We start from the raw sequence: 14,378 nt of genomic DNA, 5'->3' as shown, positions 1-14,378 counted from the left end.
TGGTGGCTACTCGGCGTCGTGGGGGATGACGTAGAAGGGATAGACGAGGTTACGACGGTCGTTGGTCGCGCGTACGCGATATCCGATCTGGATGCGGACCAACGCGTGATTGGCGGGATCGGCCTCGGGAGTGACCTCCTCGACGACGATCCGGGGCTCCCACTGTGCGAGCGCGTCGCGGACCGCCTCGGCGATCAGCCCCAGCAGGTTGCCGGTGACGGGCTCGAAGAGCAGCTCCCAGATCCGGCAGCCGAACTGCGGCCGCATCAGCCGCTCGCCGGGCGCGGTCATCAGCACCAGCTCGATGGAGCGGTCGAGGTCGGGTACGCCGTCCGAGAGCGCGATCGTGCCGGTGTGGTCGACGCCCATCGGCCACGCGAAGCCGCGTCCGATGAACGACGAGTCGGGCTGGCCCGGGTCGTCGTGCCTGCGCACCGTGGAGTCGGCCATCAGTTGATCGCCACCGATGCGCCCTTGACGGCGAGCACGCCGCCCGCCTCGACCGTGCCCATGCCCTGCGCCTTCACGCTGAGCATGGCGGCCTCCAGCTTGCCGCTCGCCGCCGTCTTGATCTCCAGGCCGGTCTTGCCCTCGAGCTTGAGGGATCCGTTCGCCGTGATCGTGATGTTCATGCCCTTGATGGTGATGTCGCCCTGGTCGGTGAAGGAGATCTCCGCCTGGCCGTTCTTGATCGTGATCGGCTTGTTGGCGGTCTCGACGAGCACGGCGTCCTCGCCGACCCGGATCTGGTGCCCGTTCTTGGTCTTGAGCAGCACGTGCTTCTTGTCCGGCGACGTGCCGTCGGCGAGCTCGATGAGGTGCCCGACCCGGGAGGTGATCCGGCGGAACTCGGTCTTGCCGTCCGAGCCCACGTTGTCGGTGTTGGGCAGCTTGTTCGCCGCGCTGTAGAGGCCGCCGAGCACGACCGGACGTCGGGTGTCGCCGCCCTCGAACCCCACCAGCACCTCGTCGTTGACCTCGGGATGGAAGACGACGCCGCGCTCCTTGCCGCCGCCCAGTGTGAGGACGCGCGCCCAGGCCGACTCGACGCCGCCGGCGCTGCCGAGGCTCGGGAACTTCACCTTGACCCGGCCCCAGTTCTCCTTGTCCTTGTTGTCGGTCACCACCGCCGTGACCAGGCCGTCGATCGCGCCGCCGGGCGCCGCCGGTGGCGGGCCCAGGAGATCCACCAGGGTGTCGGGCTGCAGCGGCCCGGCCGTGAAGTGGGTGTCGAAGCCGGAGCGCGTGTAGACGTGCTGGACCCGGGTGACGAAGTAGGTGCCGCTCGCGGCGCCCGCGTCGGAGATGGAGACCTTGACCCCGGGTGCCAGGCCGCCGTGGACCACGCACGTCCCGCGGGCCGTCACCGCGGCCGCGGACGACTGCGCGAGCATGCCCTTGCTCACCGCCTGGGCCTCGTCGGTGGTGAGCGGCGATGACGCCACCGTCGCGGTCGTGCCGGCTCCCGCCGTACGTCCCGGGACCTTCGCGAAGAGCTCGGCCTCCTGCGCGACCGTGTCGGTGGCGGTGTTCGTGATCGCCTGCTGCTGCTTGACGTCCCAGCCGGTGACGGTGACCTTGCCGGAGTGCCGGCTCGAGGCCCGGGTCGAGAGCCGTTGCAGGGTGGTGCCCATTTGCAGGGCGACCGTGGTGCTGGCGACGCCGGCCGGCTTCACGGTGAGCTTGCCGTCGGCGACCCACCACAGCATGCCGAACCGCGCGGTGACCCAGTCCAGGTAGGCGAGGTTGGTGCCGGACTGGAGCAGGTACTCCTGGACGTCACCGAACGCCGTGACGTCGGCGGACAGGCCGGCCTCGCCCGCGAACGACGAGAGCACGTCGGAGTACGTCTGGTTGAGGAAGGCGCGGTTCTGGGTCTGGCCGCCGAGCTTGTGCGCCTTGTCGTCGACGGTGACGGACAGCTCGGTGGTGGCCGCACCGAAGTCGGACTGGTCCAGGCTGACCCCGGTGACCTCGCCGGAGAAGACGGTCGGGCCGTTGTGGACGCCGATCGCGACCTCGGTGCCGAGGGTGAGCTTCGGCTGGACCACGAGGTCGAATCCGGTCTCGACGAAGCGCAGCGTCGCCCGGCCGACCAGGTTGACGCCGCGGTCGACCTCGACCGACACCAGCGCGTCGAGCTGGGCCGCGGTGAGCTTCTGCCCGTTGATCTTGACGACGGGCGCCTCCAGGAAGTCCGGCATCAGGAGCCCTCGAGCCGGGGCACGGTCAGCATCGTGCCGGGGCGGACGGCGAGGGGGTCCTCGAGGCCGTTGGCCTGCGCGAGCAGCCGCCAGCGGGTCGAGTCGCCGTAGTAGCGGGCGCTGATCCGGTCCAGGGTCTCCCCGGGCTGCACCCGGTGCACGCGGTGCGGCTTCGGGGTGCCGGACGTGGGGTTCTGCGGGCCGAAGGCCTGGGACGGCTCGTACTGCCGCAGCTCGAGCTCCATGTTGGCGCGCAGCGGCGTCCCGGTGGAGGAGAAGTAGGTGAACGACAGCCGCAGGCCCTGGATCACGGCCTTGAACGAGTGCAGGTCGCCCCAGTGGAAGGTGACCGTCGGCGGCCGGACGTTCGCGGTCGTCTCGTCGGCGCCGGGCAGTCCCGGGTCGACGTCCATCAGCCCGACGATCTTGCCGGTGTGCTCGGTGACCGCGGTGCCGACGGTCGTGGTGTCGAAGACCAGGTCGACCTTGAGCCAGCCGGAGTTGGCCCCGGCGTACCGCAGTGTCGGCACGCCCTGGCCCGGCATCGGGTTGGAGACCCAGTTGTTGCGGCGGCCCACGACGATCGTCTCGGGGTTGTAGAGGCAGGGGACGCGCTCGCCGCCCTCGATCTCCAGGAACGCCTTCTCGAGCTCGGCCATCAGGGAGTCCTCCATCCGTTCCAGCGTCCGCGGCGCTCGAGCTCGTCGATCACCCGGCGTTCGATGCGCTCGACGACGGCGTCGACGACCTGGTTGAACCCGACCCCGGGCAGCACCTGGTCCGCGGGGCCCGCGACGTCGCCCAGGTCGCCGTCGTTGTAGGCCACCTCGTAGGCGGAGGCGGGCACCGGCAGGCTGCTCGGCGCGGGCGGCGGTGGCGGAATGGCCATGGCGGTGTCTCCCTCGAGCGAACGGCGGATCAGCGGGCGCTCCGGTGTGGCGGAGCCCAGAGGTGCCGACCCCAGTGGTGCCGACCCCGGTGGTGCCGACCCCGGTGTGGCGAACAGGTGGGCGGTGGCGTCGACCAGGGACTGCCCGGTGCTGCGCCGCACGGTCGTCGACGCGGCGTCGCTGCTCGCCGGGCCACGGGCGACGTCGGGCACCGGCGGGGCAGGTGGCTGCTGGGGGGCGATGCTGATCCGGGGCGGGGCGACGGTGAGTCGGCGGACGTCGGCGGCCGGGCGGTGCCCCGACGGGGCGGACGCCGCGCCGGGAGGCCCGGCCGGGAACGCGGCGGTCGCGGGTGCCGGGGTCGCCGCCGGGGTCTCGGTCCAGGGCTGCCAGGCCGGTCGTGCGGGCGAGCCGGGCAGCGACGGTGACCCTGCTCGGCCGGCGGCATGGGCGCGTGCGGGCGCGGGGGTGCCGAACGAGCGACGCACCGCCGATGCCGCTGGTGCGGTCGTGCCGCTCGTGCTGCTCGCGCCGCCTGCCGGGGCGGGGCGACGCCAGAGCCGGTTCTCGCCGAAGCCGCCGGGCGTGCGACCCGGTGCACCGCCCAGGGCGGTGGCGACCGCGCTCGCGGGCCGGATCGTCTCCGGTGCGCCGAAGCCGGTCGCGAGCGCCCGGGTCGAGTCGGTGCCGTGGGCGGTGGCCCGGCGGATCGTCATCAGCTCCGGCATCGCGACCTCGGCGCGGGCGACCCCGGGGGAGGCGACGTGCGCGCCGACCCGGGTGACCGGGGTCGGGGTGACCGGTGCTGACACGGTCGGGGCTGACGTCGAGGCCGACGTCGGGGCCGACGTCGGGGCTGACGTCGGGGCTGACGTCGGGGCTGACGTCGAGGCTGAGGCGGCGGGAGCGGGGGCGACGGTGGTGGCGGCCGAGCGTCGAACCGTGGCGGGCGCGGGGATCGTCGTCGTCGCGATCGTGGTCGTGGCCGCCGGGATGCCGGTGGCCGGAGCGACGTGGACGGCGGGCGCCGGCGTGGAGCCGCGGACATCGGTCGCGGGCCGGATGTCGGTCGCCCGGCGCCAGAGACGAGGGAGCCGGCGTACCACCGCACCGTCCGGGGCCCCCGGCACGTCAGCGGGGACCCTCGTCGTGGGCGTCGAGCCGGTGTCGGTCGTCTCGGTCGTCTCGGTCGCGGAGGCCGGCGCCGGCGAGGCGCTCGCCAGTGGCGCCGCCGCGGCCGCGGTGGGCAGCCGGCGCACGACCGGATCGGCCGCGCGAGTCGCAGGCGCGGCGAGCGTCGAGGACGGCGCTGCTGCAGACGGGGTCGGCTGGGTCGACTGGCTCGGCTGGGTCGATGGAGCCGACTGGGCTGGCTGGGCTGGCTGGGCTGGCTGGGCCGACTGGGCCGCGGCCACCTGGGCACGCGCCCCGGCCGCCTGGCGCATCACGATGCTGCCGGCCGACCAGGCATGCCGGCGTACCGTCGCGGGTGCGTCCGCGCCGGCCGAGATCAGCCTCGGACCCGCCGCGGTCACGTCCTCGGTGTGGCGGAGCCCGGACGAGAGCGGCGCGCGGTCGGCGGAGGCGAGCGACGACACGATCGTCGACAGGCCCGGCGCCGCGGCGGCGGACGGAGCCGGAGCGTGCCCGATCGGTGCCCGCCGGACCAGCCCGTCGAACCGAGACCCCGGCGACCGCAGCTGCCACGACGGCCGCGTCGCCCTGCGCAGGGTCGGCGCGGCGATGCCGGTGGGCGGTGAGCCAGCAACCGAATCGGTGCCGGCGATGGTTGCTGATGCACCGCCGGTGGGTGCCGGTGCCGCGGTGATGCCGGTGGGCGGTGAGCCAGCAACCGAATCGGTGCCGGCGATGGTTGCTGATGCACCGCCGGTGGGTGCCGGTGCCGCGGTGATGCCGGTGGGCGGTGAGCCAGCAACCGAATCGGTGCCGGCGATGGTTGCTGATGCACCGCCGGTGGGTGCCGGCGGCGCGGTGACGCCGGTCGGCGGTGAGCCACCAACCGATTGCGTGCGCCGAACGGTTGCCTGCTCACCGCTGGACGGACCGCGCGGGGCAGGCGGGGCGGGGTCCGTCGCTGTGGGAGGCTCCGATGTCGGGCCGGGTGCGGTGGGGGTGGCGGGCTGGCGGGGCGCGCGAGTCGCCGGGCGACGCACGACGGGCGTGGACGTCCCGGGGGCGGACGCCATGGGGGTGGACGTCGTGGAGGTCGCCGGTGCCGACTGGCGGGCGCGGGCGGCCAGACCGGCGTTGAGCTTCGTCCGGTCGGAGTTCATCAGCATCGGGCCGACCGCGGTGACCTCCTCGATCCGCCGGACGCGGATCGCCTCACCGCGCAGGTTGCCGAGGATGCCTCCGGGCGTGTACGTCGACTCGTCCTGGACCGCACGGGCCGCGCGGGGCAGGCCGCGCTCGGGCAGCCGGCGGATCGCGACCGGCCGGGCCGGGGCGAGCCACGAGGGCGAGGCCGAGGCAGGAGATGAGGCCGAGGCGGCGGCCGAGGGGGCGGACGAGGCGGGAGCGTCACGATGCGACGGCGTCCACCAGCGGGGCGGGGCCGAGCTCGCGTCCAGGCCGCGCGGGTCCGGGCCGACCAGGGCGCGGCGGATCTCGACGGGCCGCGAGGTGGCCGCCGCGAAGCGCGACACCGACGACGCGAGGCTGCCGATCCGGCTCGGCAGTGGCCGGCCGACGGGCGGGCCCGGCAGCCGCATCCGGCGTACGACGTCGCGGCCCAGCCGGAGCTCGGAGCCGGCCGAGCCCGGCGCGATGTCCTCGGAGGGGGTCGTGGTCATGACGCCTGCGTGACCGCCCGGAACCCGTGGTGCGCGACCTCGAGCTCCTCCTCGAGCGGGTCCGCGCTCTCCACGGAGAAGTCGGGACCGCGCCACCGGACCGGGAAGACGTCGATGAACTCCCACGACCGCAGCCGGTTGCCGCCGGCGTCGATGACCGTGACGGCACCGGTCGACTTGGTGAGCTTGTTCTGGTTGGCGGCGAAGCCCTCGCCGGAGGTCTTGCTGAACCAGTCGAAGAGCGCGTTGCTGTCGGTCACGCCACGCCGGAACACCAGGTTCGGCCAGGTCATCCGGCTCGGGACCTGGTGGGCGTAGCCGTTCTGCCCGCCCTCGCGGATCTCCTCGGTCTGGACGCTGACGTTGAGCCCGGTCACCTCCTTGAAGACGCCGAGCTCCACGCCGTCCAGCTCGAAGAGGAACCGGTTGGCGATGGGCAGATCGCCCCCGAGGGGGGTCGTGATGTCACTGCTGGCCATATTCACGCACCGCCTGCCATGCTCGATCGTTCAGTGAGACCACGGCCCGCACCATCCGCACCCGATCCATGTGCTCGAGGTCGAGCAGGTCGTCGAGACGCCAGTGCAGGTGGTAGGCGAGGAACGCTATCTCCTGCCACAGCGCCTCGGTGGGGTAACGCATCATCGCGCCGTCACCTCGCGCATCCGTGCGTCCATCACTGGACCTTGCGCGGGATCTCCTCGACCGCTCGACGCAGGTTCGGTCGCGGACCCGGATCCGGCGCTCCCGTGGGTGCGGACGGCTCCCCGTCCGCACCCGGCTCCGCCTCGGCGGCGGGAGCGGGTGCGGACGGCGAGTCGACTCCCAGGAGGGAGGACGAGGCCTGGGCGTTGACCAGTGCCTCGTACTCCTCCTGGCTGCCGAAGTTGATCACCCCGTAGAAGTCCTGGAGGAAGGCCAGGTCCACCGCGAACAGTCCCTCGATGTCGTGCGAGGTGACCAGGTCGAGGGTGCCCAGCTGCTCCACGACCCGGGTCAGCACCAGGATGGTGAGACGCGGGTCGTCGGGACCCTGCACGGTCGGGTCGCGCAGCGGCTCCAGCTCGTCGCGAGCCGTCGCCAGCCGCATCCGGCCGGTCTTGTGCAGGCCGCCCTGACCGTCCACGTAGCCACGCGGAAGGGTGAACTCGTACGACGTGCGGAGAGAGTTCACTTGACCCTGTCGAGGCGCTCGATGACGAGGGTGATGGTCTCCTTGACCGCTTCGTTCGACTCCGTGCTGACGGCGTCGGTCGCGATCTTGGACGGCCAGCCCTTGATGAAGTTGAAGCGGCCCACCTCGGCGAACGAGGTGTCGTAGAGGACGATCGAGCCGTTCTTGCGAGCGCTGGCGCGGTTCATGGTCAGACCCTTGTCGCGGATCGCGATGAACCACTTCCAGATCGGGTCGGACATGGCGTCGGCCGGCGCCATCCGGGTGATGGTCAGGTCGGGCGCCTTCTGCGTGTTGCCGCGCGTCTTGACCACCTGCATCTTGCCCGTCGGGCCGTTCTGCTGGATGGTCACGACGTCGTGCTCGACGTCCAGGCCCGAGACGCCGGACAGGATGATGTTCTCGCCGTCGATCTCCAGGTAGAAGTTCTGCGCGACGATCGGGTCGGTCGCGATGAGGTCGTTGCCCATGACTGTGGTCTCCGGTCTCTAGTTAGGACGAGTGGGTGTCGGGGGCCCCGGCGTCAGCCGGCGACCTGCTTCTTCTGGCTGATCCGGAAGACCACGAACTCGGCGGGCTTCACCGGCGCGATGCCGACCTCGACCACCAGCAGACCCTGGTCGATCGACTCCGGCGGGTTGGTCTCGGCGTCGCACTTGACGTAGAACGCCTCGTCGGCGGACGTGCCGAACAGGGCGCCGGCCGACCAGAGACCGCGCAGGAACGCACCGACGGTGCGCTTCACGCCCTCCCACAGCGCCATGTCGTTGGGCTCGAAGACCGCCCACTGGGTGCCGGTCAGGATCGTGGTCTCCACCATGTTGAACAGGCGGCGGACGTTGATGTAGTTCCAGTCGGTGTCCGAGGACAGCGTGCGCGCGCCCCAGATCCGGATGCCGCGGGTGCCGAACGGGCGGATGCAGTTGATGCCGATCGGGTTCAGCAGCGACTGCTCGTTCTGGCTGACCGTGCGCTCGATGTCGAGCACGCCGCGCATGGTGTCGTTGGCCGGGGCCTTCCAGACGCCACGCGTGTCGTCGGTGCGTGCCCAGACGCCGGCGACGTGGCCGGACGGCGGGATCAGGATCTCGCTGTTGCCGTTGCTGCCGGTCGGGTTGTCGACCTTGACCCAGGGGTAGTACAGCGCGGCGTACGCCGAGTCGTACATCGCGACGTCGCTGCGCCACTCCTTGATCTGCTGCGGGCTCATGCCCGGCGGAGAGTCCAGCACCGCCATCCGGTTGCCGTTCTGCTCGCAGTGCGAGATCAGCGCGGTCTGGACGGCCTTCCACAGGTTGAGGTCGACGGTGCCGTCGTCCTTGGTGGCGGCGGTGACCAGGTCGGGCACGATCACCATGGTGACGTCCTCGGCGACGGTCAGGCCGTTGATGCCCTTGCGCGCCGACTCGGAGCCGGCGAACTTCGCACCGGTGACCGGGACCGGCACCGGGGCCGCCTTCTCGAGTGCGTAGCTGCCCGGCTTGACCAGCTCGAGCTGGGCGCCGAGGTCGACGCTGTCGTCGAGCTCGAGGGCGATCTTGATCCGGGTCGAGGTGGCGTTCACCTTGGTCGCCACGTTGGAGTCGCCCTTGCCGAAGTCGAGGCCGGAGAAGGACTCGACGACCGCGCCTCCCTCGAGGACGTCGATGGAGAACGTCGCGGGGCCGTCGGTGTCGTCGTCACCGGCGTCGTCGGTCGACACCTGGAGCGTGATGCTCGCGTCGGCCTCGAGGCTCTCGACGGCGACGGGGAGTCCGAGCGCGCGGTCCGCCGCCGGGAGGGCCAGGCGGGCCGGCTCGCCGGCGGGCTCGGTGTTCGGGACGCGGCAGATGTAGGCGATCGAGCCGCCGTTGGCGAAGTACCCGTAGACGGAGAGCGGGAGGATGCAGCCCTCGGCGAAGCCGCCGTAGAGGCTCTCGAACTGCGACCAGCTCGTGACGAGCCGGGGCGACAGGCCCTGAGGGTCGTTGGGGTCGTCGGTCGGGAAGGTCGCCGTGAATCCGACGAAGGCGGCCACCGCGGTCGGCGCGGCAGACAGGACCTTCTGGGAGGACGGAACTTCCTCGACGTAGACGCCGGGTGCGGTGTATGTGGGCATCTTCTTCATCCGCTCTCGCGACAGGTGGCAGGACAGCCGCAGACTGCTCCGGCCGGGCAGCGCATGTGACGGGAACGCCGACACATGGCCCGAAATGACTATGCCGATGGCGCGTTGATGTCTTGACGGTTGCCGGGCGGTCTCCGGGATGATCTCGCCATGGCCAACCGCCCCGCCGCGTCGTTGGAGCTCCGCGAGGGCGACCACCAGCTGCTCCTGGCGATGACCCGCAGCCCCACCGTGCAGGCCGGCCTCGCCCAGCGCGCGCGGATCCTGCTGCTCGCCGCCGAGGGGCAGTCCAACACCGCGATCGCCGACAAGGTCGGGGTCTCCCGGCCCACCGTGCTGGTGTGGCGGCAGCGGTACGTCGAGGCGGGCCTCGACGGGCTCGCCGACCGGTCGCGCCCGGGCCGGAGCCCCCAGGTCTCGGCCGCGGACGTGCTGACCGCGACGCTGCGTCCACCGCCGCGCCTGCTCGGCGTGACCCACTGGTCCTCCCGCCTGCTGGGCGAGGACCTCGGCGTGGGCCGCGGGACCGTGGTCCGGGCCTGGCACTCCTACGGGGTGCAGCCGGTGCGCGGTGGGTTCCGCTTCGCCGTGACGCCGACCCTGGCGGGGCGGGTCGTCGCGGTCCTGGCGCTCCGGGTGGGGCCTCCGGAGAGCTTCGTCCTCCTCGACGTGCGCGAGCCGTCGCGGGTGGGTGACCGGTCCGACGACTCGGCCGTCGCGGCGGCGTTGCCGGACCTGCGGACCGCGCTGCAGCAGCCCGTGCCGCCCGAGTCCGACGACCCGGGTGGCGCGCTGCTGGAGCTGCTCGACGACGTCAACCGGGCCCGGGCCTCCTGGCCCACGGCGTCGCGGCTGCACCTGGTCGCCGACGGTACCGGGCCGGTGAGCCTGCCGGCGCTGCGCGAGGCGTTGGCCGTCCGGTCGCGGATCAGTGTGCACACGGTCCGTGAGCCGGGCCGCTGGCCGGGCCTGGCGGCGGCGTTCCTCGCGATGGCGGCGCACCGGCAGGACGGCCCGTCCGCCGTCGCGTCCTTCGAGGACCTGCGGCGCCGGCTCGGACCCGCCGACGCCTTCGCCTGGTGCCACCAGGTACGCCGCGGCGGAGCCGGCTGGAGCGCCGCGGCCGCGGCGTACTCAAGCGTCAAGTGACTTCCGGGCCAGGGCGCTGGGGCCCGGCCAAGCGGGTCAGTTGGACTGGGTCCGCATGGCCCCTGGGTTGGTGATCTGGATGACCCCACCCCAGGCGCAGGTGCAGGTGGAGCCGGCGGTCAGGGCGGGCTGCCCGCCGATCTGGGTCTTCGGCGCGGTGGGTATCCAGGGGGTCGGCACCGGCACGCAGGGCATCGGGGTCAGCACCCCGAGCGCCGCCGAGGTCGCCGCGGCGACCGTGGGGTTGCTCAGGCTGGTGCACATCCCGAACGGCGGGATGTTGGCGCCCGGCGCCATGTCGGTGATCGTGGCGGCGGGCCGCCCCTCGACCAGCACCCGAGCGGTCCCCTTGGGGACGAGCGCTGCGGGCGCGGCCCCGAAGGAACAGCTCAGCATCGCTCCGGCGACTGCGTTGGGTCCGCCCATGACGTCTCGTCCTCCTTCAGTCCGCCGCTGCGGCGGTCATCGCTTCGACCCCTTCACCGACCCCTGGAGCGGCTCGCCCGCCGTCGTGACGAAGCAGATGACGTTGCGGTCGTCGTCCTCCCAGCTCCGGGCCGAGGGCAGCAGGAAGGTGTAGAAGAGGCTGGAGTCGAGGTAGTCCACCCCGACGTAGTCGCCGAAGGCGCCCGCGCACGCACCGTCGGCGAACTTGGTCAGGGCGTCGTCGCCCGGGTAGATGTCCGGTGCCTCGCCCTCGGTGGGCTGGTACTCGATCACCGCGTAGGACTCGTGCGCATGCGGCTCGTCACAGGCGACCTCGGTGAGCTCGCTCAGCTGCGCCTTGACCTCGCCGGGGCCCTCGAAGCACTGGGCCGGCTCGATCGAGAACACCGAGACGCCCTCGTCGTCGCCGCCGAAGAAGCTGCACCCCGCCAGCAGGGGGAGCGCGACGAGTGCGACCAGGGCCGCGGCCAGGCGACGTCCCGGACGGGCGCGCTCGGGCTCAGGCATGCCGCTCGTCGTCCATCCGCGAGGCCATGGCGCTGATCCGGTCGACCGCCGGCGGCTGGATCTCCCAGTCGAAGGAGTCGGCGGCGACGGTGGCCATCACGCTGAACGACGCCTTGAGCGATCCGCCCGCCGCGCTCCAGACCTCGCGGACCCGGTTGTCGGTGTCGCCGAGCGAGAGCCGAACCGAGGACGACAGGCCGTCGGCCAGCAGCGGCTCCGGGAGCACCTCGACCGCGGCGAAGATGCTGACGACGTCGCCGAGCAGCTGGTGCTCGTCGCGCGGGCTGCCGGCCCAGGCGCTGACCAGGTAGCCGAGCTGCACCATCGGCTGCGGACGGCGGCGCTGGGCGGGCCCGGTCTCCGGCGTGCGCACGGACGGCGCCGACGGTTGGCTGCTGCGCTGGATGTCGTACAGGAACAGGTTCACGGTGATCCGGGACAGCTGCGCCGACCAGGTGCCGTTGGGCGGGTCGAACGAGACGTCGCCCATCTCCTCGGGAAGCGGGAGCCGCGTCCGGAGCAGCTTCTCCAGGCCCGAGTCGACGTGGCTGATGAACACGCGCCGAGTTTGGCACGGGCGCCGGGAGGCCCACAGCAAATCCGACAGATCGCCCCTCGGGTCCGGACCGTCGGATCGGGCCGGTCCAGACCACCCGAACGGGCCACGGGGCCGGTCGGACGAGTTTCGTGATTCGGCCACGCAGGGTTCGTCCGATTCCTAGGATCGGACGGTCAGACATGGGGCCAGGTGCGGAGGTCGTCGTGCGGGTAGCCACCGAGCATCGGTTGGTTACCGCCTACCCCGGCGACACCGTGGACGTCCGGGTCGACGTCGTCAACACCGGCGAGCTCATCGAGGGAGTCACCGCCCACCTGATCGGCCTGCCCGACGGGCAGATCAGCGTCGAGCCGCAGCTGCTGCCGCTCTTCCCCGACGCGCAGGGTCAGATCACGCTCTCGATCGGCGTGCCGAGCCACCAGCCCGCCGGCATGCACCCACTCACGATCGCCGTCGTGTCGCACGGCTCCGGATCGCCGACCCAGCACGTCGACATCGACCTGTCGGTCTCGGCGCGGCCCGACGTGCGGCTGGCCACCGACCCGCAGTCGATCAGGTCCCGACGCACCGGACGCTTCGTCGTGACGATCGAGAACGCCGGCAACGTGGCCCTCGACGCGACGCTGACGGCGACGCAGGAGGACAAGCGGACCCGGGCGAGGTTCACCCCGGAGAAGGTCCGGGTCGAGCCGGGCACGTCGGTGCCGACGATCCTCGCGGTCAAGGGGCCGCGGATGTTCACCGGCGCCGAGACCGACCGGATGGTCACCGTCGGCCTGGTCGCCAAGCGCGCGCACACGATCCCGGCGATGGACGAGACCGAGACGGGCCCCGAGCTCGAGCGCGAGGCGATCGTCCGGCTCAAGCAGAAGCCGATGGTCAGCCGGGGCCTGCTGACCGCGCTCATCCTGATGGGCATCGTCCTGATGTGGGCCGCGATCTTCCTGCTCGGGCTCACCCAGGTGCTCGCCGGCGACCCGATGACCAAGACGGCGCCGGCGTCGTTCTTCCCGGCCTCCGCCGAGTCGGGCGAGGGGAGCAGCGGCGAGGGCGACGCGGCCGGCGGTGCGGGAGCGACCGCCGCGCCGGCGGGTGCGATGCCCAAGACGGGCCTGCTGCCGGCGGGCGTCGGCGGCGAGATCTCGGGAACGGTCCTGGCCGCGAGCAACCAGCAGCCGGCCGGCCGGATCACCGTGCAGGCCTACCGCCAGAGCCGCGACGGGCTCAAGCAGGTCAGCTCGGCCGCCAGCCAGACCGACGGCACGTACAGCGTCGCGGGCCTGTTCCCGACGGGCTACCTGTTGAAGTTCAGCGCCGACGGCTACCGCCCGGTGTGGTACCCGAACGCCCCCTCGAAGAGCGGCGCCACCAAGGTCCAGGTGACCGCCCAGGGCGAGGCCGAGGGATACAACGTCGTCATCCAGGGCAAGCCCGCCAGCATCACGGGTGAGATCGACCCGGGCGATGCGCTCGGTCCGGTGACCACGACCGTGGTGGCGCGGATGAGCGGCGCGACCTCCGACACCTCGCCGATCGCCCGCACGGTCGCCACGGGCAACACCTACACGCTCCCGAACCTGCCCGCGCCCGCGACGTACGAGCTGAGCTTCACGGCCGGGGGCTACCAGGCCACCAAGGTGACGACGGCGGTCGCGGGCGGCGAGGCCCGGATCCAGCCGGACGTCGTGCTGAACGCCGGCACCGGCAGCATCAGCGGGATGGTCACCGACGGGAAGGCACCCCTGGGCAACGTCACCGTGACGACGACGGTCGCGGGCCAGGAGGTCTCGGTCATCACGCCGACGACCGGGCAGGTCGGGTCGTTCACGCTCGACAAGCTGCCGACGCCCGGCACCTACATGCTCACCTTCTCCAGCCCCGACCACGGGTCGCGCGCGGAGATCGTCGACCTGGAGGCCGGCCAGAGCAGGAGCGCCATCGACGTCAAGCTGGTCGCCGGCACCGGGAGCGTCACGGGCATCCTGCTCGGCGCCGACGGCAAGGGCCTCGGCGGTGCCACCGTCATCGTCGGCGGCTCGGTCCAGGCCGGCGGCGCGGTGGACACCAGCTCGCTCCCGACGACGACCACGCTGACCGAGGGCGCCGTGGGGACGTTCTCGATCAGCGGCCTGGCCGCGCCCGGCGACTACACCCTGATGTTCCTGCTCGACGGGTACGCCTCGGAGACCGTGCCGATCAGCCTGAGCGGCAACGGCGCGCCGCCGAAGGTGACCGCGACGCTCGGCACCAAGCTCGGCGGCATCCGCGGGACCGTGACCGGGCCCAGCGGCGCGCCGTACGTCGGCGCCACCGTCGTCGCGACCAACGGTGCGAAGTCGTGGTCGACGACGAGCAGCTCGCCGGGTGGCACGCTCAGCAACGGCGGCTACCTGTTCAGCGAGCTCGAGCCGGGGACCTACAGCGTCACGGTCACCGCCGACGGCATCCGCCAGCAGACCGGGCTCGTCACGGTGACCTCCGGTGCCACTGCGGTGCAGGGCTTCACGCTCCGGGCGGCGAACTAGGAC

At 72.3% G+C, this 14,378-nt stretch carries 14 protein-coding genes; 2 read left to right on the top strand and 12 right to left on the bottom strand.

The features are described from left to right. Positions 1 to 6: 6 nt before the first annotated feature. The 9 genes from KM427_RS20615 to KM427_RS20575 are packed head-to-tail and all read right to left on the bottom strand — an operon-like array spanning position 7 to position 9,179. Positions 7 to 450, bottom strand: a complete 444-nt coding sequence (locus tag KM427_RS20615) for a GPW/gp25 family protein (protein WP_183591667.1) — start codon at positions 448 to 450, stop codon at positions 7 to 9. Beyond that, on the bottom strand, positions 450 to 2,204 hold the full coding sequence (locus tag KM427_RS20610; protein ID WP_215525143.1) for a phage baseplate assembly protein V: 1,755 nt from the start codon (positions 2,202 to 2,204) through the stop codon (positions 450 to 452). Before KM427_RS20610 ends, KM427_RS20615 begins: the two co-directional genes overlap by 1 nt. Beyond that, on the bottom strand, positions 2,204 to 2,878 hold the full coding sequence (locus KM427_RS20605; protein ID WP_252274713.1) for a CIS tube protein: 675 nt from the start codon (positions 2,876 to 2,878) through the stop codon (positions 2,204 to 2,206). Before KM427_RS20605 ends, KM427_RS20610 begins: the two co-directional genes overlap by 1 nt. Continuing rightward, positions 2,863 to 5,907: a hypothetical protein gene (locus tag KM427_RS20600; protein WP_215525142.1), complete on the bottom strand. Its 3,045-nt coding sequence runs from the start codon at positions 5,905 to 5,907 to the stop codon at positions 2,863 to 2,865. The genes KM427_RS20605 and KM427_RS20600 overlap by 16 nt, the downstream gene beginning before the upstream one ends. Continuing rightward, on the bottom strand, positions 5,904 to 6,386 hold the full coding sequence (locus KM427_RS20595) for a phage tail protein (protein ID WP_183591662.1): 483 nt from the start codon (positions 6,384 to 6,386) through the stop codon (positions 5,904 to 5,906). The genes KM427_RS20600 and KM427_RS20595 overlap by 4 nt, the downstream gene beginning before the upstream one ends. Further along, the gene (locus KM427_RS20590; RefSeq protein WP_183591661.1) at positions 6,373 to 6,552 is read right to left on the bottom strand and encodes a DUF6760 family protein; all 180 of its coding nucleotides are present in this window, start codon (positions 6,550 to 6,552) and stop codon (positions 6,373 to 6,375) included. The genes KM427_RS20595 and KM427_RS20590 overlap by 14 nt, the downstream gene beginning before the upstream one ends. Positions 6,553 to 6,583: 31 nt before the next feature. After that, positions 6,584 to 7,081, bottom strand: coding sequence for a hypothetical protein (locus tag KM427_RS20585; protein WP_183591660.1), 498 nt, complete (start codon positions 7,079 to 7,081; stop codon positions 6,584 to 6,586). Further along, a complete protein-coding gene (locus tag KM427_RS20580; RefSeq protein ID WP_183591659.1) occupies positions 7,078 to 7,551 on the bottom strand; it encodes a phage tail protein in 474 nt (157 codons plus the stop codon). The genes KM427_RS20585 and KM427_RS20580 overlap by 4 nt, the downstream gene beginning before the upstream one ends. A 53-nt stretch (positions 7,552 to 7,604) precedes the next feature. Beyond that, positions 7,605 to 9,179, bottom strand: a complete 1,575-nt coding sequence (locus KM427_RS20575; RefSeq protein ID WP_215525141.1) for a phage tail sheath family protein — start codon at positions 9,177 to 9,179, stop codon at positions 7,605 to 7,607. Between the two features lie 159 nt (positions 9,180 to 9,338). Between KM427_RS20575 and KM427_RS20570 the strand changes: the two genes are divergently transcribed. Next, complete coding sequence (locus KM427_RS20570) at positions 9,339 to 10,337, top strand: helix-turn-helix domain-containing protein (RefSeq protein WP_183591657.1); 999 nt, start codon at positions 9,339 to 9,341, stop codon at positions 10,335 to 10,337. A gap of 36 nt (positions 10,338 to 10,373) precedes the next feature. Here the strand turns inward: KM427_RS20570 and KM427_RS20565 are convergent, their stop codons facing one another. Genes KM427_RS20565 through KM427_RS20555 form a run of 3 tightly spaced genes read right to left on the bottom strand, consistent with a single transcriptional unit; the run spans position 10,374 to position 11,850 of the window. Beyond that, the gene (locus KM427_RS20565; RefSeq protein ID WP_183591656.1) at positions 10,374 to 10,763 is read right to left on the bottom strand and encodes a DUF4280 domain-containing protein; all 390 of its coding nucleotides are present in this window, start codon (positions 10,761 to 10,763) and stop codon (positions 10,374 to 10,376) included. A gap of 36 nt (positions 10,764 to 10,799) precedes the next feature. Beyond that, the gene (locus tag KM427_RS20560; RefSeq protein ID WP_215525140.1) at positions 10,800 to 11,291 is read right to left on the bottom strand and encodes a septum formation family protein; all 492 of its coding nucleotides are present in this window, start codon (positions 11,289 to 11,291) and stop codon (positions 10,800 to 10,802) included. Next, on the bottom strand, positions 11,284 to 11,850 hold the full coding sequence (locus tag KM427_RS20555; RefSeq protein ID WP_183591654.1) for a Pvc16 family protein: 567 nt from the start codon (positions 11,848 to 11,850) through the stop codon (positions 11,284 to 11,286). Before KM427_RS20555 ends, KM427_RS20560 begins: the two co-directional genes overlap by 8 nt. A gap of 179 nt (positions 11,851 to 12,029) precedes the next feature. Between KM427_RS20555 and KM427_RS20550 the strand changes: the two genes are divergently transcribed. Next, positions 12,030 to 14,375, top strand: a complete 2,346-nt coding sequence (locus KM427_RS20550; RefSeq protein ID WP_215525139.1) for a carboxypeptidase-like regulatory domain-containing protein — start codon at positions 12,030 to 12,032, stop codon at positions 14,373 to 14,375. Positions 14,376 to 14,378: the final 3 nt, after the last annotated feature.

Origin of the sequence: Nocardioides sp. LMS-CY (genome assembly GCF_018732145.1) — a bacterium.
Lineage (GTDB): Bacteria > Actinomycetota > Actinomycetes > Propionibacteriales > Nocardioidaceae > Nocardioides > Nocardioides soli.
The sequence above is the reverse complement of the archived record's forward strand: the minus strand, read 5'-3'. Positions and strand labels throughout refer to the sequence as shown.